General features: G+C 60.7%; 16 protein-coding genes and 1 pseudogene. 10 read left to right on the top strand and 7 right to left on the bottom strand.

All coding sequences use genetic code 11. The annotated features are described in order from the left end of the window. Positions 1-119: 119 nt before the first annotated feature. The 4 genes and pseudogenes from ACM6J5_RS04320 to ACM6J5_RS04305 all read right to left on the bottom strand — a co-directional run bounded on the left by ACM6J5_RS04320 (position 120) and on the right by ACM6J5_RS04305 (position 2,666). A complete protein-coding gene (locus ACM6J5_RS04320) occupies positions 120-851 on the bottom strand; it encodes a methyl-accepting chemotaxis protein (protein WP_412072613.1) in 732 nt (243 codons plus the stop codon). Positions 852-983: 132 nt separating this feature from the next. Then, positions 984-2,012: pseudogene (locus ACM6J5_RS04315) on the bottom strand (cache domain-containing protein); the annotation flags it as partial. A 145-nt stretch (positions 2,013-2,157) separates the two neighbouring features. Further along, positions 2,158-2,460 carry a cell division protein ZapA gene (locus ACM6J5_RS04310; RefSeq protein WP_095943229.1) on the bottom strand — a complete coding sequence of 101 codons (303 nt, stop codon included), beginning with the start codon at positions 2,458-2,460 and terminating at the stop codon, positions 2,158-2,160. Then, positions 2,457-2,666: a hypothetical protein gene (locus ACM6J5_RS04305; RefSeq protein ID WP_095943263.1), complete on the bottom strand. Its 210-nt coding sequence runs from the start codon at positions 2,664-2,666 to the stop codon at positions 2,457-2,459. The genes ACM6J5_RS04310 and ACM6J5_RS04305 overlap by 4 nt, the downstream gene beginning before the upstream one ends. A 327-nt stretch (positions 2,667-2,993) precedes the next feature. Between ACM6J5_RS04305 and ACM6J5_RS04300 the strand changes: the two genes are divergently transcribed. The 3 genes from ACM6J5_RS04300 to selO are packed head-to-tail and all read left to right on the top strand — an operon-like array spanning position 2,994 to position 9,633. Next, positions 2,994-4,736, top strand: a complete 1,743-nt coding sequence (locus ACM6J5_RS04300; protein WP_095943230.1) for a potassium/proton antiporter — start codon at positions 2,994-2,996, stop codon at positions 4,734-4,736. A gap of 34 nt (positions 4,737-4,770) precedes the next feature. Then, positions 4,771-8,121: a mechanosensitive channel MscK gene (gene mscK / locus ACM6J5_RS04295; protein ID WP_095943231.1), complete on the top strand. Its 3,351-nt coding sequence runs from the start codon at positions 4,771-4,773 to the stop codon at positions 8,119-8,121. 48 nt (positions 8,122-8,169) lie between these two features. Beyond that, positions 8,170-9,633, top strand: a complete 1,464-nt coding sequence (selO, locus tag ACM6J5_RS04290) for a protein adenylyltransferase SelO (RefSeq protein ID WP_150672347.1) — start codon at positions 8,170-8,172, stop codon at positions 9,631-9,633. A gap of 6 nt (positions 9,634-9,639) precedes the next feature. On the opposite strand, the gene ACM6J5_RS04285 is transcribed toward selO, so the two are convergent. Next, entirely contained in the window at positions 9,640-10,041 is a 402-nt protein-coding gene (locus ACM6J5_RS04285) for a helix-turn-helix domain-containing protein (RefSeq protein WP_414927885.1), read from the bottom strand. Next, complete coding sequence (locus ACM6J5_RS04280) at positions 10,038-10,334, bottom strand: type II toxin-antitoxin system HigB family toxin (RefSeq protein WP_095943234.1); 297 nt, start codon at positions 10,332-10,334, stop codon at positions 10,038-10,040. Before ACM6J5_RS04280 ends, ACM6J5_RS04285 begins: the two co-directional genes overlap by 4 nt. A gap of 198 nt (positions 10,335-10,532) precedes the next feature. On the opposite strand from ACM6J5_RS04280, the gene trxC reads away from it, so the two are divergent. Then, the gene (gene trxC, locus ACM6J5_RS04275; protein ID WP_030129872.1) at positions 10,533-10,967 is read left to right on the top strand and encodes a thioredoxin TrxC; all 435 of its coding nucleotides are present in this window, start codon (positions 10,533-10,535) and stop codon (positions 10,965-10,967) included. A gap of 128 nt (positions 10,968-11,095) precedes the next feature. Here the strand turns inward: trxC and ACM6J5_RS04270 are convergent, their stop codons facing one another. After that, the gene (locus ACM6J5_RS04270; RefSeq protein ID WP_150672344.1) at positions 11,096-11,866 is read right to left on the bottom strand and encodes a ParA family protein; all 771 of its coding nucleotides are present in this window, start codon (positions 11,864-11,866) and stop codon (positions 11,096-11,098) included. Between the two features lie 355 nt (positions 11,867-12,221). On the opposite strand from ACM6J5_RS04270, the gene ACM6J5_RS04265 reads away from it, so the two are divergent. From ACM6J5_RS04265 to ACM6J5_RS04240, 6 genes are read left to right on the top strand one after another with little or no spacing between them, the layout of a single operon-like run. Then, complete coding sequence (locus ACM6J5_RS04265; RefSeq protein ID WP_414927884.1) at positions 12,222-12,947, top strand: beta-ketoacyl synthase chain length factor; 726 nt, start codon at positions 12,222-12,224, stop codon at positions 12,945-12,947. Next, the gene (locus tag ACM6J5_RS04260) at positions 12,923-13,732 is read left to right on the top strand and encodes a lysophospholipid acyltransferase family protein (RefSeq protein WP_095943237.1); all 810 of its coding nucleotides are present in this window, start codon (positions 12,923-12,925) and stop codon (positions 13,730-13,732) included. The genes ACM6J5_RS04265 and ACM6J5_RS04260 overlap by 25 nt, the downstream gene beginning before the upstream one ends. Continuing rightward, positions 13,713-13,973, top strand: coding sequence for a phosphopantetheine-binding protein (locus ACM6J5_RS04255; protein ID WP_095943238.1), 261 nt, complete (start codon positions 13,713-13,715; stop codon positions 13,971-13,973). The genes ACM6J5_RS04260 and ACM6J5_RS04255 overlap by 20 nt, the downstream gene beginning before the upstream one ends. Before the next feature lie 9 nt (positions 13,974-13,982). After that, entirely contained in the window at positions 13,983-14,237 is a 255-nt protein-coding gene (locus tag ACM6J5_RS04250) for an acyl carrier protein (protein ID WP_007992314.1), read from the top strand. Continuing rightward, positions 14,234-14,779 (top strand): hypothetical protein, encoded by a 546-nt coding sequence (locus tag ACM6J5_RS04245; protein ID WP_095943239.1) that lies wholly within the window; start codon positions 14,234-14,236, stop codon positions 14,777-14,779. Before ACM6J5_RS04250 ends, ACM6J5_RS04245 begins: the two co-directional genes overlap by 4 nt. Further along, positions 14,776-16,455, top strand: a complete 1,680-nt coding sequence (locus tag ACM6J5_RS04240; protein ID WP_414927883.1) for an AMP-binding protein — start codon at positions 14,776-14,778, stop codon at positions 16,453-16,455. The genes ACM6J5_RS04245 and ACM6J5_RS04240 overlap by 4 nt, the downstream gene beginning before the upstream one ends. The last annotated feature ends 85 nt before the right edge of the window (positions 16,456-16,540 follow it).

Here is a 16,540-nt window from a genome sequence, read left to right as displayed (position 1 = left end):
AATCCAATCGCGAGCAAGCTCGCTCCTACAGGGTTCTCTGTTGTTCACAGATAATGTGTTCAACACACACCCCCTGTGGGAGCGAGCTTGCTCGCGATGGCGTCAGAACAAACAACACATCACTTCAGCTTGAACCCACCCATCTGCCGCGCCAGATCATCCGCCAACCGCTGCAACGTCTGACAATCATCCCGACAGGCCTTGACCTCCCCGGCCGTCGCCCGCGCCAGGTCGGAAATCCCCTGCACGTTGCGGTTGATTTCCTCGGTCACCGCCGACTGCTCTTCCGTCGCCGTCGCCACCTGATGGTTCATGTCGCTGATGCGCTCTACTTGCCCGGTAATCGCGGTCAATGAAGCGCCGGTACGCTGGCTGGACTCGACACCCGTGCCGGTCGCGGCTTGCCCGGAATGCATCGACGACACCGCATTCTCCGCCCCCTGCTTGAGGCTGCCGATCATCTGCTGGATTTCATCGGTGGAGGCTTGAGTGCGTCGCGCCAGGGTACGCACTTCATCGGCCACCACGGCGAATCCGCGCCCCATGTCCCCGGCCCGCGCCGCTTCGATAGCGGCGTTGAGCGCCAGCAGGTTGGTCTGCTCGGAAATCCCGCGAATCACTGCCAACACCTGATCGATCGAAGCCACCTGATGCGCCAATTCACCCACAGCGCTGGCGGCGACACCGATTTCGTCGGACATGCTTTCAATGTGCCGAATCGATCCTCCCACCACTTCCCGTGCCTGCAGCGCCTCATCCCGAGCCGTTTGCGAGGCGACCGCCGCGTTGCCGGCGTTCTGGGCGATCTCCTGAACGGTCAGGCCCATTTCATGGACTGCAGTGGCGACCATGTCGGTCATTTCCTGTTGGCGACCGGAGCGTTCGGCGGTGTTATCCACAACCCGTGCGACCTGGCCGACAGCAGTGCGCAGTCGTTCGCTGGTGGTCAGCACTTCACCGATCATGTCGCGCTGGCTGTCGAGAAAGCGATTGAACCCCCGGGCCAGATCACCCAGCTCATCGGCGCGGCTGGAATCTAACCGATGGGTCAAATCTCCACCGCCGCTACCGATTGCTACCAATGCCGCTGTTACCTGACGAATCGGCCGTACCAGCCCACGGGCCAGCAACACCACCAGCAGCAGACACACCAGGGCCACTACCAGGCCAATGCCACTGCTCATCCACATGGCGCGGCGGGCTTCGGCGTAGATCTGCGACTGTGGCACTTCGGCCACCAGGGTCCAGCCGAGATCGCGCAATGGCAGGCTCAAGGCGAGGAAATCTTCGCCATCGCGGGTAAAGCTGCTGTTTGTGGCAGTTTTTTGACCAATGACGGCTTGCGCCGCTGACTCGCCAATCTGCTCAGCCAGCGTGCGCTTGCCGCTGAATTGCGCCTCGGGGTGAACCTGGATCAAACCGTCGGAACGCACGAGATAGACCTTGCCGCGCTCCCCAAAGCTGAAATTGTGGATCAGCTCAGACAGCTCTTTCATGCTCAGCCCAAGCCCGGCAACGCCTACGACTTTGCCGGCCTGCTCGACCTTGAAGTCGATGAACAGCGCCAATTCTCCGGTGGCCGTGTCGTTGTCGATATTGAGGGTGCGCGGCTGGTTGCTATCGAGGAACGCGTAGAACCAGGCGTCTTTCGGGTTGGATCGACTGAGGGTCCGGTCCAGGCCTTTTTCGGTGAAGTAATGGTTGGACGCCGTGCCGACGATAATCGCGGTAAAGGCCTTGTGCTCGGCGCGGATGCCTTCGAGATAGGTAGTAAAGGTGCCGGTCCGGGCACTGTCTTCACCCCCGGCCAGCCAGTCGCGCACCATGCTGTTGCTGGCGATGTCCTTGGCGGCGGTGAGGGGTTGAACGAGGATGCGCTCGATATCGTTGCGCATCGCTTCGATGCTCGACGGCAAGGCTTGCTCGACCAGATAGCTCTGGGCGAGGCGGTTGACCACCAGGGTATAAATGCCAACCACGATCAGGATACTGACGAGCAGAGCGGTGCCCATGCTCAGGATCAATTGCCATTGAATACTGCGTCGCCAGAACTGCATGGAGCACCCCCAAAGAATAAGAGGCTGAAACACTGCAACAGCCGTGCCGATTGTATACAAACCAACCGACAATCTATTCTTTGGTTGTGCGCAAAGCCGATCAGGCCTGATTGATCGTCTTGGAAATCACTTCAACCGTGGCGCTGACTTGCTCTTGGTAACGGTCGAGTTCGAGCTTGTGCTGTTTCTGCATTTCAATCTGCTGGGAGCACAGATTCATCGCCGCCAGCACCAGCAGTCGGTCACCGATCAGCGTCGGGTACTTGCGCTTGGTTTCGGCCAGGGCTGCCTTCAACATCAACGCGGCGTCCAGCAGGGTCTGCTCTTCCCCGGCCGGTGCCTTGATCGAATAGTCCTCCCCCAGGATCGAGACGACTTTTACCCCTGCGGCGTTGTAACTCATGCGCTGACAGGGCCTGCGCTGACGCGCTCAACCAGGGCCTGGATGCGAGCCGCCGTGGCGCCTTGCTTCTCTTCGTGTTCCATCAGGCTCAGTTGCAGGCTTTCGTTTTCATCTTTGGCCTGGGCCAGTTCCGCGGTCAGGTTCTGGTTCTGTTGTACCAGGTCGCTGACCAGTTGTTCCAATTGGCTTAGGGATGCTTCCAACATTTTGATTTTCCGGGCGTTTTCAAAGGGCGCGTACGATAAAGAAAAGTCACCCTGGATGCCAGGGTTATACAGGCGCAAAGCCTTGATTTTGCTGACGGGCAACCTTCCTCGCGAGTTTTAAAGACTGTGATTGGCCCATCTGGTTCCTGCACTTCGTCGCCACAAGGCGCAACCGGTGGAAACAAGCCGCGCTCAAGACCTCAGTCCGGCGCTCTGCGATGACACAAAACCTTTTTGACAGCATCACATTTCAACAGGTTAGAATCGCTGGCACGCAGACTGCATGGTCAGTTTGCGCCCGCCTTTCAGCTTTCTGGAGTACTGCCTTTGAATGCGACGACCATCAACAGCCTGTTCTTGATCGGCGCGTTGCTGGTAGGTGCGAGCATTCTGGTGAGCTCACTTTCGTCCCGTCTCGGCATCCCGATTCTGGTGATCATCCTGGCCGTCGGCATGGCGGCCGGTGTCGATGGCGCCGGCATTCTTTTTGATAACTACCCCACGGCCTATCTGGTGGGCAACCTCGCGCTGGCGGTGATCCTGCTCGACGGCGGCTTGCGCACCCGAGTGTCGAGTTTCCGCGTGGCGTTATGGCCGGCGCTCTCTCTGGCCACGGTCGGCGTGCTGATTACCACCGGGCTGACCGGCATGGCGGCCGCATGGTTGTTCAACCTGAACTTGATCCAGGGCCTGCTGATCGGCGCCATCGTCGGCTCCACCGACGCCGCCGCGGTGTTCTCGCTATTGGGTGGCAAGGGCCTGAACGAACGGGTAACCGCCAGTCTTGAAATCGAATCCGGCAGCAACGACCCGATGGCGGTGTTCCTCACCGTCACCCTGATCGACATGCTCGCCAGCGGCCAGACCGGCCTGCACTGGAGCCTGCTGACCCACCTGCTGCGCGAATTCGGCATCGGTGGCGTCATTGGCCTGGGCGGTGGCTGGCTCATGCTGCAACTGGTCAATCGCATCAACCTGGCAACCGGCCTGTATCCGATCCTGGTGATTGCCGGCGGCCTGGTGGTGTTTGCCCTGACCAACGCCCTGCACGGCAGCGGCTTCCTGGCGGTGTACATCTGCGGCCTGGTGATCGGCAACCGGCCGGTGCGCAGCCGCCACGGCATCCTGCACATGCTCGACGGCATGGCCTGGCTGGCGCAGATCGGCATGTTCCTGGTGCTGGGGCTGCTGGTGACGCCTCACGATCTGTTGCCTATCGCCTTGCCGGCACTGGCCTTGGCGCTGTGGATGATTCTGTTTGCCCGGCCACTGTCGGTGCTGGTTGGCCTGCTGCCGTTCAAGGCCTTCCATGGTCGCGAGAAGGCGTTCATCTCCTGGGTCGGCCTGCGCGGCGCGGTCCCGATCATTCTCGCGGTGTTCCCGCTGATGGCCGGCCTGCCCAATGCCCAGCTGTACTTCAACCTCGCGTTTTTTATCGTGCTGGTGTCGCTGCTGGTTCAGGGCACGAGCCTGCCGTGGGTCGCCAAACTGCTGAAGGTGACGGTGCCCCCGGAGCCTGCTCCCATCTCCCGCTCAGCCCTGGAAGTGCACGTCACCAGCGAGTGGGAGCTGTTCGTCTATCGCCTCGGCGCGGAAAAATGGTGCATCGGTTCGCCCCTGCGCGAGCTGAAAATGCCCGAAGGCACCCGTATCGCCGCCCTGTTTCGCGGCCAGCAACTGCTCCATCCGTCGGGTAGTACGGTGCTGGAAGTCGATGATTTGCTGTGTGTCATCGGCCATGAACACAACCTGCCGGCCCTCGGAAAACTCTTCAGCCAGGCGCCACAACGGGGCCTCGATCTGCGCTTCTTCGGCGACTTCGTACTCGAAGGAGACGCCCAACTGGCCGCGGTTGCGGCCTTGTACGGCCTGAAGGTCGAAGGCATCGATCCGGACATGTCCCTGGGCCACTTCATTGCCCAGAAGGTTGGTGGCGCGCCGGTGGTGGGTGACCAGGTGGAATGGAACAACACCATTTGGACCGTGGCCGTCATGGACGGGAACAAGATCGGTAAAGTGGGCGTCAGATTCCCCGAAGGAAGTCGCCCGGGTCCCGGACTCTTCCTCTAAACTGCTTCCACTATCACTTGCTTGACCGGTCTTTATGCCTAATCTGCGCTCCATCTTCGCCATCGCCCTGCTGGGTTTGAGTCTCTCTGTCAGTACTTTGCAAGCGGCCGAACCGCCCTCCAGCGAAGCCGTGCAAGCGAGTCTGGACAAGATCGCCGACCGCAAACTGCCGGAAGCCGATCAGAAGGCCCTGCAATCGGTCCTGCAAGGCACGCTGAGCCAGCTCAACAACAAGCGTGACTACGAGCAGAAGCTGGTCGCGCTCAAGCAGCAATTGAGCAGTGCGCCCAAACAGACCATCGAGAACCAGCGTGAACTGACCCGCCTCAAAGCCAGTACCGTGGTGCCGGTGGCGCAGCGTTTCGCCAAGGAACCGATCCAGCAGCTCGAGCAATTGCTCACCGAGCGTTCCACCCAGCAAAGCGACCTGCAAAAAGCCCTGGCCGATGCCAACAGCCTGATCATCACCGCCCAGACTCGCCCCGAGCGCGCCCAGGCGGAGATATCCAGCAGCCAGACGCGCATTCAGCAGATCAACAACACCCTCAAGGTCGGCAAGGACGCCGGCAAGACCCTGAGCGCCGAGCAGCGCGACCAGCTCAATGCCGAGTTGGCAGCGCTGAACGCCCTGATCCCGCTGCGGCGCCAGGAACTGGCCGGCAATACCCAGCTGCAAGACCTCGGCAACAGCCAGCATGACCTGTTGTCGGAGCGATCCGACCGCCTGGATCAGGAAATCCAGGAACTGCAAACCCTGATCAACCAGAAGCGCCTGGCGCTGTCCCAGGAAACGGTCACCCAGCAATCCATCGAAGCGCAGAAGGCCGGCGGCAGCAGCCTTTTGGCCACCGAAAGCGCGGCCAACCTGAAGCTCTCGGACTACCTGCTCAAAAGTACCGACCGCCTGAACGAAGTCACCCAGCAGAACCTGCAGACCAAGCAACAACTGGACAGCCTGACCCAGAGCGATGCGGCACTGGACGAGCAAATCAATGTGCTCAAAGGCAGCCTGCTGCTCTCGAAGATTCTCTACAAACAGAAACAGGCGTTGCCGCGCCTGCGGCTCGACCGCAACCTGGCCGACCAGATCGCCGACATTCGCCTGTATCAGTTCGAAGTCAGCCAGCAACGGGAATTGCTGAGCAATCCGACCACCTACGTCGAAAACCTGCTGTCGACCCAACCTCCCGAGCAAGTCACGGCGCAGCTGCGCAAAAGCCTGATGGAACTGGCCACCACCCGCGCCGACCTGCTGGAGCGACTGAACCGCGAACTGAGCGCGGTGCTCAATGAATCCATCACCCTGCAACTGAACCAGAAGCAACTGCTCAGCACGGCGCAAAGCCTGCGGGCGACCCTCGATGAGCAGATGTTCTGGATTCCCAGCAACAAGCCGCTGGACCTGGAGTGGGTTCACAGTGTGCCGGATCGCCTGCAGCGGCAACTCGATTCGCTGCCGGTCCTTTCAAGCCTGAGCGAACTGACCGACGGCCTGACCCAGCGCCCGCTGCTGTTCCTGCCGCTGGCCCTGCTGATCGGTGCGTTGCTGTGGCGGCGCAAGAATCTGTACGCGCGACTGATCAAGGTTCACCAGGACATCGGTCACTTCAAGCGCGACAGCCAGTGGCACACGCCACAGGCGATTCTGATCAATATTCTGCTGGCGATGCCGGTTTCCCTGGGCCTCGCCTTGTGCGGGCTGGCCCTGCAAATCGACGCCCGTGGGCAGAACGCCAATATGGGCGCGGCGCTGCTGCAAATGGCCGGGGCCTGGCTGGTGTTCTACACCGCCTACCGGATCCTCGCGCCAGGTGGCGTGGCAGAGCTGCATTTCCGCTGGGAAAAGCCCCAGGTGGAGTTCCTGCGCAGATGGATCCGCCGCCTCGGCATCGTGGTCATGGCACTGGTGACCGTAGTCGCCGTTGCCGAACTGCAACCGGCGGCACTGGCCGATGACGTGCTCGGCATGCCGGTGGTACTGATCTGCTACGCCTTGATGACCCTGCTGCTCAGCCGCCTGCTCATCAGCAGCCCGACCCACGAAAACGCTTCGCTGTTCCGCAAACTGGTAGGAATCCTGTTCACAGCCCTGCCCGTCGCGCTGTTCGTGGCGGTGTGCTTCGGCTACTACTACACCGCGCTGAAGCTCAGCGACCGCTTGATCAACACTCTGTACCTGCTGATGTTCTGGCTGGTGATCGAGGCCACCTTCGTGCGCGGCCTCAGTGTGGCGGCCCGGCGCCTGGCCTACCAGCGCGCCCTGGCCAAGCGGCTGGCCGCCAAAGAGGCCGGCGATGGCGAGGCGGTGATCGAAGAACCGACGATGGACATCGAGAAGGTCAACGAACAGTCCCTGCGCCTGATCCGCCTGGCACTGCTGGGCGGCTTCATGGCGGCACTGTATTGGGTCTGGGCCGACCTGATCACGGTGTTCTCGTATCTGGACAACGTCACCCTCTACGAATACACCAGCGGTACCGGCGCCAACATGAGCATGGTGCCGATCAGCATCGGCGACATGCTTGGCGCGCTGATCATCATCGGCATCACCTTCGCCCTGGCGCGCAACCTGCCGGGCTTGCTCGAAGTGTTCGTGCTATCCAAGCTCAACCTGGCCCAGGGCAGCGCCTACGCCACCACCACGTTGCTGTCCTACGTGATCGCCGGTGTCGGTTTCGTCTCGACGCTGTCGACCCTCGGTGTGAGTTGGGACAAGTTGCAATGGCTGGTGGCGGCGCTGTCGGTCGGCCTCGGTTTCGGCATGCAGGAGATCTTCGCCAACTTCATTTCCGGCATCATGATCCTGTTCGAACGTCCGGTGCGGATCGGTGACACCATCACCATCGGCAACCTGTCGGGCACGGTGAGCAAGATCCGCATCCGTGCCACGACCATCACCGACTTCGACCGCAAGGACATCATCGTCCCGAACAAGACGTTCATTACCGGGCAACTGATCAACTGGTCGCTGACCGACACCATCACCCGGGTGACCCTCAAGCTCGGCGTCGACTACGGTTCGGACCTGGACCTGGTGAAAGAGCTGTTGCTCAAGGCCGCGCGCGACAACCCGCGCGTGCTGAAAGACCCGGAACCCCACGTGTACTTCCTGAATTTCGGCGAAAGCACCCTCGACCACGAGCTGCGCATGCACGTGCGTGATCTCGGCGACCGCAACCCCGTGCTCGACGAGGTCAACCGCTTCATCAATCGCGAGTTCAAGAAGCAGCACATCAACATCTCGTTCCGGCAGATGGAGGTCTACCTCAAGAACCTGCACGGCCAGGAATACAAGATGGTGCCGATCGAACCGGAAGCGAAAACCATCGTGCCGATCGTCGATGGCAAGCCGGCGCAAGAACCGCCGGCCGCCAAACTCGACTAACCGGCCATTCCCCAGCAGAATGCTCGGACATTCTGCTGGAGCCGGCCCTTGAAAGCCCTCGACGAACTCACTTTCGATAATCGCTTCGACCGCCTGGGCGATGCGTTTTCCGCCCATGTGCTGCCCGAGCCGATCGATAATCCGCGCCTGGTCGTGGCCAGCCCCGCCGCCATGGCGCTGTTGGACCTGGACCCGGCCGTGGCCGAAACCCCGGAGTTCGCCGAACTGTTCAGCGGCCACAAGCTCTGGGCCGACGCGATTCCAAGGGCGATGGTCTATTCCGGGCATCAGTTCGGTTCCTACAACCCGCAACTGGGTGACGGACGCGGCCTGTTGCTTGGCGAGGTGTACAACGAGGCTGGCGAACACTGGGACCTGCACCTCAAGGGCGCCGGCCAGACGCCGTTTTCACGCATGGGCGACGGCCGTGCGGTGCTGCGTTCGTCGATCCGTGAATTCCTCGCCTCCGAAGCCCTGCATGCCCTGAACATCCCGACTACCCGCGCCCTGTGCGTGATCGGCTCCGACACCCCGGTGTGGCGTGAAAAACAAGAGCGCGCGGCCATGGTCCTGCGCCTGGCGCCGAGTCATGTGCGCTTCGGCCACTTCGAATATTTCTACTACACCAAGCGCCCCGAGCAGCAGAAAGAGCTGGGTGATCACGTGCTGGCCATGCACTTCCCGCAGTGCCTGGAGCAACCGGAGCCGTACCTGGCGATGTTCCGTGAAGTGGTTGAGCGCAATGCCGAACTGATTGCCAAATGGCAGGCCTATGGCTTCTGCCACGGGGTGATGAACACCGACAACATGTCGATCCTGGGCATCACCTTCGATTTCGGTCCGTTCGCCTTCCTCGACGACTTCGACGCCAACTTCATCTGCAACCACTCCGACGACCAGGGCCGTTATTCCTTCAGCAACCAGGTGCCGATTGGCCAGTGGAACCTCAGCGCCCTGGCCCAGGCCCTGACGCCGTTCATCAGCGTCGAGGCCCTGCGCGAAACTCTCGGTCTGTACCTGCCGCTGTTCCAGGCCCATTACCTGGACCTGATGCGCCGCCGCCTCGGCCTGACCACTGCCGAAGACGACGACCAGAAGTTGCTGGAGGGCCTGCTGCAATTGATGCAAAACAGCGGCGTCGACTACAGCCTGTTTTTCCGCCGCTTGGGTGATGACGCACCACAACAGGCCATCACCCGCTTGCGTGATGACTTCGTCGACCTCAAGGGCTTCGATGCCTGGGGCGAGCTCTACGTCGCCCGGGTGGCCCGTGAAGGCACCCTTGATCAGCAGCAGCGTCGCCAGCGGATGCACGCGGTCAACCCGCTGTACATCTTGCGCAACTACCTGGCGCAAAAGGCCATCGATGCGGCAGAGCGCGGCGACTACTCGGAAGTCCGCCGACTGCACGCGGTGCTGAGCAACCCGTTCGAGGAACAACCGGGGATGGAAAGCTACGCGGAGAGGCCGCCGGAATGGGGCAAGCATCTGGAGATCAGTTGTTCGTCGTGAGGCGAGTCAGATAAAGACGTCTACTGGCACATTGAATCGCTCGGCCAACCAGCGGATCTGCCGCAGGTTGAGCTGGCGCTTGCCACTCAGGATCTCCGAAACGACCGACTGAGGGCCGACGCCAGGCAGGTCGCTTTGAGTCAATCCATGTTCGCGCATCATGTAACCAAGCACTTCGGCACCTGTGGCTTCGGGCATTAGGTGATGCTTGTGGTCCCATTCCTCAATCCAGTCACCGATGATGTCCACCAGACTCATCAGGGGATGCGACTCGTCAACTCCGGTCATCTCGAGCAACTCGTCGAGTGCCTGCACCAGCATGTCATAGTCGTCTTCGTTTTTGGGTTTGCGTAGCAATGGCGATACGAACTCCCAGTGCTCCGCCGCGTTTTTGATCAGAACGCTCATGTTCTTCCCTCCTTCCATTTACCGCGGTCATATTCGCGGTGATCCAGCACATGCTTTATGTAGATTTTTTGATGCTGATACCGAACATAGGCGATCAGCCGTAATTTGTTACCGCCAATATCGAAAACGTGAAACTCACCGACCTTGTCGATCGCGGGAAATGAAGATTTCATCGCCGCAAAATCATTTGGCTTGATGCGCTTTACCATTCGATACCACTGGTCCAGTGCGCTGGCCGCCTGCGGCCACTTTTCCTTGGCGTCCCAGATTCGTTTTTCGGAAAACACTCGCATGCAACATCCTTATCGCATTCTGCTATGGATGAGTTAAACACATGGATTTTTTATCGCAAGTTGCGATACACCCGGGCAGACCAACGGTCTCAATCGGATCCTTCCCTCAGCCTAGTTTTATTGCCTGTCGCTGCACGATTGAAAATATAAGCAAACGTCTCCAACTAGGTGTTATCAGCTTCCCATTGGATATCGCTCATGACCGACCCACTCCTCATCCCCTGTCCCCACTGCAACGGCCTCAACCGCATTCCCGCCGAACGCCTCAACGACCACCCGAAATGCGGGCGCTGCAAGGCCGAAGTCCTGCTGAACAAACCCTTTGAATTGAAGCAAGGCGACTACGCCAGCCAGATCAAGGGCGATCTGCCGCTGTTGGTGGATGTGTGGGCGGACTGGTGCGGACCGTGCAAGTCGTTTGCACCGGTGTTCGAGCAGGCAGCCGGGCAACTGGCGGGCAAGTGCCGGCTGGCCAAACTGGACAGCGAAGCGAACCAGCAGTTGTCGGCGCAGCTGGGGATTCGCTCGATTCCGAGCCTGATCCTGTTCAAGAACGGCCGGGAAGTCGCCCGGCAGAGCGGGGCTTTCCCGTTACCGCAACTGATGAGCTGGTTGCGTAGCCAGGGGATCTGAAACAACACAGACCCTGTGGGAGCGAGCCTGCTCGCGAAGGCGGACTGACATTCAATAAAGATGTCGCCTGATACACCGCTTTCGCGAGCAGGCTCGCTCCCACAGTATTTCTATGTAGCCAGCCAGGATCAGGCGTTTTCCAGCAGGTTGTGCAGCTCAACGAATTGCTGCGTCAGCTTGTGCCGCGGGTCGAGATGGATCAGCGGCGTATTGGCCTGGTGGGATTCGCGCATGCGTACCGAGCTGGCCAGGTACACCGGCAACACCGGCAGGCCTTCGGCGATCAGCTCATCAAGAATTTGCTGAGGCAGGCTGGCGCGGGCCTGGAACTGGTTGACGACGATGCCTTCGACTTCCAGGCCTTCGTTATGGTCATCCCTCAACTCGTCGATTTCCGCCATCAGGCCGTACAGGGCCTGGCGTGAAAAACTGTCGCAATCGAAGGGGATCAACACACGATCAGCGGCAATCAGCGCAGAAACCGCATAAAAGTTCAACGCCGGCGGAGTATCAAGGTAAATCCGGTCGTAGTCTTCGCTCAGCTCTTCCAGCAACTTACGCAGTTTGTTGATCTTGTGCTTGGCTTCAAGCTTTGGCTGCAAGTCTGCCAGCTCGGCGGTGGCGGTAATGACGTGGAGGTTATCGAACGGGGTTTCGTAGATGTCGACCTGATTCTTTTTGGAGAACGGTCCGGAAGACAGCGTCTGCTTGAAGAAATCGGCGATGCCCATCGGAATGTCGCTGCCTGTGAGCCCCGTCAGGTACTGAGTGGAGTTGGCCTGGGCATCGAGATCCACCAACAAGGTGCGAAAACCCTCGCTGGCACTGACCGCCGCCAGATTGCAGGCAATGCTGGATTTGCCAACGCCACCTTTCTGATTGAACACCACGCGCCGCATGTCAAAACCTCCGTGTATCAAAGAATGACCGAGTGTAGTGGTCCACGGTATGGCTACGCTACCTCACTAGTGCAAGGACTACACAGTCAGTTGCTTTCTCTTGCACGAAAGACCCTGAATGGCCCGGCGGCTCGACGCAAGAACCGACAAACGGGGTAAAAATTTTGTGAATAATTACCAATTATTCAATTTTTTCAAGCCGGTCACTCCAACTTGCTGAGCAAAATGTAACCAGCATTTGCTACACGTTCCCGGCACCGGGATAATGCGCGCCACTCGGCGCCAAACGCCACGCAGGGTAAGTCCCGGCTCTCGGCCACTCCCAGCGTCAAGTAAGCCCGTGAGGGTGGGATGAATGTCTGTGATCAACTTCAACATCGCCCAATGGCGCGCCTGGGGCCCGGGGCTTGATAGCGTGAATGACTGGCAGGCCTGGTGCCGACAACCGGTCGTGCTGCCGGACAGCGATGCCGCTCCCGACGTTTCCTTTCTGCCGGCCATGCAGCGTCGGCGGCTCAGCCGTCTGGCGCGCATGGCATTCAGTGTCGGCTGGCCATTGGCCGAAGGTCGGCAGGATCTGCCATTGGTCTTTGTTTCCCGTCACGGCGAAACGCCCCGCACGGTCGAGATTCTCAGCGACCTGGCCACCGATCAGCCGCTGTCGCCAACCCGGTTCAGCTTGTCGGTGCATAACGCAATCATTGGCTTGTGGTCGATCATGCGGGGTGAAACCAGCGAAATGACCGCCCTGGCCGCCGCAGGCGATGGCCTGGAACATGGCATGCTCGAAGCTGCCGCGCTGCTGGCTGAAGGCGCCGGCGCGGTACTGCTGGTGGTCACCGAAGAGCGGCCGCCCGAGGCTTACTCGACCTGGATCGACGACGTGCCGTTCCCGTATGCCGTCGGCCTGCTGATCACACCCGGCACCGACTGGCGGTTGTCCCTGAACAGCTCCTCGGATGCGTTGTCCAAATCCCGCTGGCCCCACGCGCTTAATCTGTTGTGTGCGCTGCTCGGCCAGCAAACCACCTGCCAACATGCCTGGAAAAATCGTGTATGGACCTGGCAACGCAACCCGTGACCGAGAAAAACCGCGACGCCTACTACTGGCGCTTGCTGGCCACCGCCGCGAGCTTTGCACTGTTCGGGTTGGGCGGCCTGTGCCTGCGCCTGGTGATTTTCCCTGTGCTGAACGGCCTGCCGGGCGATGCCCGAACCCATCGGCTGCGGGCCCGGCAAACGGTCAGCCGCTGTTTCTGGATTTTTGTGCGTTTCATGGCCCGTACCGGGGTGCTGACCTACAGCATTGAAGGCGCGGAAAAGCTCGGTCGTCCCGGGCAAATGATCATTGCCAATCACCCTTCGCTGATCGACGTGGTCTTTCTGATCGGCCTGGTGCGTCACGCCAACTGCGTGGTCAAGCAAAGCCTCTGGGAAAACCCCTTCACCCGCGGTCCCCTGCGCTGCACCGAATACATCAGCAACGACGGCAGCATGGACATGCTCGACGCCGCTGCCGACGCGCTGAAAGACGGCCAGACCCTGATCATTTTCCCGGAAGGTACGCGCACCCAACCCGGCCAGCCGCCGGCCTTTCATCGGGGCGGCGCGGCAATCGCCCTGCGTGGTGCGAAAATCCTCACCCCGGTCATTATCAAGGTCAGCCCGACCACATTGACCAAGGCCGAGCCCTGGTATCGCATCCCCAAGCGGCGCGTGCACTTCAGTTTCCGGGTCGGGGCCGATATAGACCCACAGACCTTCGCCACGCAGGGGCCGGCTCCGCAGGCCTCGCGCAAGCTCAACGATTATCTACATTCTTACTTTATTAAGGAGCTCGCCGAAGATGAGCGATCTGCACCGTGATATTAAAATGCTTATCATCGACGCCCTTGGCCTCGAAGACATCAGTGCCGAAGACATCGGCAACGAGCAGACCCTGTTCGGCGAAGGCCTGGGCCTGGACTCGGTGGACGCCCTGGAACTGGGCCTGGCCATCCAGAAAAAGTACGGCATCAAGATCGACGCCGATGCCAAGGACACACGTAATCACTTCAGTAACGTGGCGAGCCTTGCGGCCTTCGTCACTGCAAAACAGGCAGCTTGAGACCGGACCATGCAAACTCGTGACGACATCTTCAACACCCTGCGCGATGCCCTGGTCGAACTCTTCGAACTGGACCCCGAGCGTGTGAGCCTGGAATCCAACCTGTATCAGGACCTGGAAATCGACAGCATCGATGCGGTCGACCTGATCGATCACATCAAACGTCAGACCGGCAAGAAAATCGCCGCCGAAGAATTCAAATCGGTGCGTACCGTCAGTGACGTGGTCGAGGCGGTCTACCGTCTGGTTCAACCGGCCGCATGAATCGACTGATTGGCCTCGGCCTGCTGCTGGCAGGCCTTTTGTATCCCTTTGCGGTGTATTTCGGCATGGAGCATTTCGCCCCGTGGCAGTTCGGGCTGCTGCTGGGCGGACTGTGGCTGGCCCGGGCGCTGACCGGCAAACGACGGCCTGGCAGCCTGTGGATGGCCACGGTGGCCATTGTGTTCTGTCTGTTGCTGGCACTGTTCGACAGCCCGGCGCTGTTGCGCTGGTATCCGGTGTTGATCAGCAGCTTCATGCTGGCGCTGTTCGGATCGAGCCTGACATTCGGCCCACCGATAGTCGAACGCCTGGCCCGGGTACGCGAGCCGCAATTGCCGGCCGAGGGCATTCGCTACACCCGCCAGGTGACCATCGCCTGGAGTGTTTTTTTTCTATGCAACGGTTTGTGTGCCGCCGCCCTGACCCTCTGGGCGCCGCTGAGCTGGTGGACGCTGTACACCGGCCTGATTTCCTACGGATTGATAGGCCTGATGTTTGCCATTGAATGGCTCATACGACAAAGGGTACGAGGCCGCCCATGAATTGGATAAAACTTGAGCATCTACTGCTCAAGGCTCAGCCGGAGCGGGCCGTAACGACCGCCCCGGCACTGGATCACGCCCGACTGTGCGAGCAGGCGCTGCGCCTGGCCGCCGGCCTGCAAGCCCGGGGAGTGCGGCAGATGGCCGTGCACCTTGAGGATGCCGCCGACCTGGCGATTGCCCTGTTCGGCGCCTGGCGTGCCGGGGTCAGTGTGCTGCTGCCGTCCGACCTGCAACCCCAGACCCGCCAACGCTGGTCAGGTGAAGTCGATCTGTGGCTGAGCGATCAGCCCGATGATGCACACCTGAGCGAGTTTCGTCATCCGCCACTGAGTGCCGCCGCACTGGACCTGGATAACTGCCGACTCAGCCTGTGCACATCCGGCTCCAGTGGCGAGCCCAAGCGCATCGAAAAAAACCTGCGCCAACTGGCCAATGAAGTCGAAGCCCTGGAACAGCTGTGGGGCGCAGACCTGGGCCCGGCGTGCATCATTGGCAGCGTCGCCACCCAGCACATCTACGGCCTGTTGTTTCGGGTGCTGTGGCCGCTGTGCGCCGGGCGCCCGTTCGTACGTCGGCAACTGGCTTTTCCGGAAGACCTGCAACGCGCCAGCCGCGAACACCCGGCCTTCGCCTGGGTGGCCAGCCCGGCGTTGCTCAAGCGCATGGGCGACAACCTCGACTGGCCGGCCTTGAGCGCCGTACGCCGGGTGTTTTCCTCCGGCGGCGCACTGCCGGTCGAGGCCGCACAGAGCCTGCATGGGCGTCTGGGGCAATGGCCAACGGAAATCTTCGGCAGTTCGGAAACCGGCGGCATCGCCTGGCGTCAGGGCGCGGAACTCTGGCAGCCCTTTGCCGATGTCACGCTGACCCAGGACAGTGACGGTGCACTGCTGATCGCTTCGCCGTATTTACCCAATGGCCATGTCGAACACACTGCCGATGCTGTGCGCTTCGCCGTCGATGGTCGCTTCGAGTTGCTTGGGCGACTGGACCGTATCGTCAAGCTGGAAGAAAAACGCATCTCGCTGCCGATGCTGGAACAGGCGCTGGCAGCCCATGAATGGGTCATCGAAGCGCGGCTCGGCGTCGTACAAGAAAACCGCGCCTCCCTGGGGGCGTTGTTGGTGCTGAGCGAGGCCGGTTTGCATGTGCTGCGCAATCAGGGTCGACGCAGCCTCACCGAGCAATTGCGCCAGCACCTGAGCCAACACTGCGAAGCGCTGGCCCTGCCAAGACGCTGGCGCCTGCTGCGACAACTGCCGCTGAACGCTCAGGGCAAACTGCCCCAGGCCGACGTCGACGCCCTGCTGTTGGCGGCGCGCCCCAAAGCGCCCGAGGTGCTGGAGCAAGTCGAAAGCCATGGCGAGTGGAGCCTGCAATTGGCCGTTCCACCGGACCTGGCCTATTTCAGCGGTCATTTCCCCAAGGCGCCGGTGTTGCCTGGCGTGGTGCAGGTGGACTGGGCACTGAGCCTGGGTCGGCAACTGATGAACCTGCCGGAAAAATTCGCCGGCATGGAAGTCTTGAAATTCCAGCAACTGGTGCGCCCGGGGGATGAAATCCAGCTGCACCTGCGCTTCGACTCGGCGCGCGGCAAATTGTATTTCGCCTATCGCAATGAAACTGCCACCTGCTCCAGCGGGCGGATCTTGCTGGAGGCGGCGCATGTATAAGCTGGGTGAGTGCTGCGCACTCAATCGCGAGCAGGCTCGCTCCCACATGGGGTTCGCGGCGTTCACAAATCCAGTGTGGGAGCGA

The organism is Pseudomonas sp. IT-P74, assembly GCF_949768175.1.
GTDB lineage: Bacteria > Pseudomonadota > Gammaproteobacteria > Pseudomonadales > Pseudomonadaceae > Aquipseudomonas.
This window is presented reverse-complemented; position numbering and strand designations above follow the sequence as displayed.

Excerpts from the sequence above, each read along its gene's own strand:
- ACM6J5_RS04320 (WP_412072613.1), bottom strand. The coding sequence starts at position 851 with ATGGTCGCCACTGCAGTCCATGAAATGGGCCTGACCGTTCAGGAGATC.
- ACM6J5_RS04310 (WP_095943229.1), bottom strand. The coding sequence starts at position 2,460 with ATGAGTTACAACGCCGCAGGGGTAAAAGTCGTCTCGATCCTGGGGGAG.
- ACM6J5_RS04305 (WP_095943263.1), bottom strand. The coding sequence starts at position 2,666 with ATGTTGGAAGCATCCCTAAGCCAATTGGAACAACTGGTCAGCGACCTG.
- mscK (WP_095943231.1), top strand. The coding sequence starts at position 4,771 with ATGCCTAATCTGCGCTCCATCTTCGCCATCGCCCTGCTGGGTTTGAGT.
- ACM6J5_RS04285 (WP_414927885.1), bottom strand. The coding sequence starts at position 10,041 with ATGAGCGTTCTGATCAAAAACGCGGCGGAGCACTGGGAGTTCGTATCG.
- ACM6J5_RS04280 (WP_095943234.1), bottom strand. The coding sequence starts at position 10,334 with ATGCGAGTGTTTTCCGAAAAACGAATCTGGGACGCCAAGGAAAAGTGG.
- trxC (WP_030129872.1), top strand. The coding sequence starts at position 10,533 with ATGACCGACCCACTCCTCATCCCCTGTCCCCACTGCAACGGCCTCAAC.
- ACM6J5_RS04270 (WP_150672344.1), bottom strand. The coding sequence starts at position 11,866 with ATGCGGCGCGTGGTGTTCAATCAGAAAGGTGGCGTTGGCAAATCCAGC.
- ACM6J5_RS04265 (WP_414927884.1), top strand. The coding sequence starts at position 12,222 with ATGTCTGTGATCAACTTCAACATCGCCCAATGGCGCGCCTGGGGCCCG.
- ACM6J5_RS04260 (WP_095943237.1), top strand. The coding sequence starts at position 12,923 with ATGGACCTGGCAACGCAACCCGTGACCGAGAAAAACCGCGACGCCTAC.
- ACM6J5_RS04255 (WP_095943238.1), top strand. The coding sequence starts at position 13,713 with ATGAGCGATCTGCACCGTGATATTAAAATGCTTATCATCGACGCCCTT.
- ACM6J5_RS04250 (WP_007992314.1), top strand. The coding sequence starts at position 13,983 with ATGCAAACTCGTGACGACATCTTCAACACCCTGCGCGATGCCCTGGTC.
- ACM6J5_RS04245 (WP_095943239.1), top strand. The coding sequence starts at position 14,234 with ATGAATCGACTGATTGGCCTCGGCCTGCTGCTGGCAGGCCTTTTGTAT.
- ACM6J5_RS04240 (WP_414927883.1), top strand. The coding sequence starts at position 14,776 with ATGAATTGGATAAAACTTGAGCATCTACTGCTCAAGGCTCAGCCGGAG.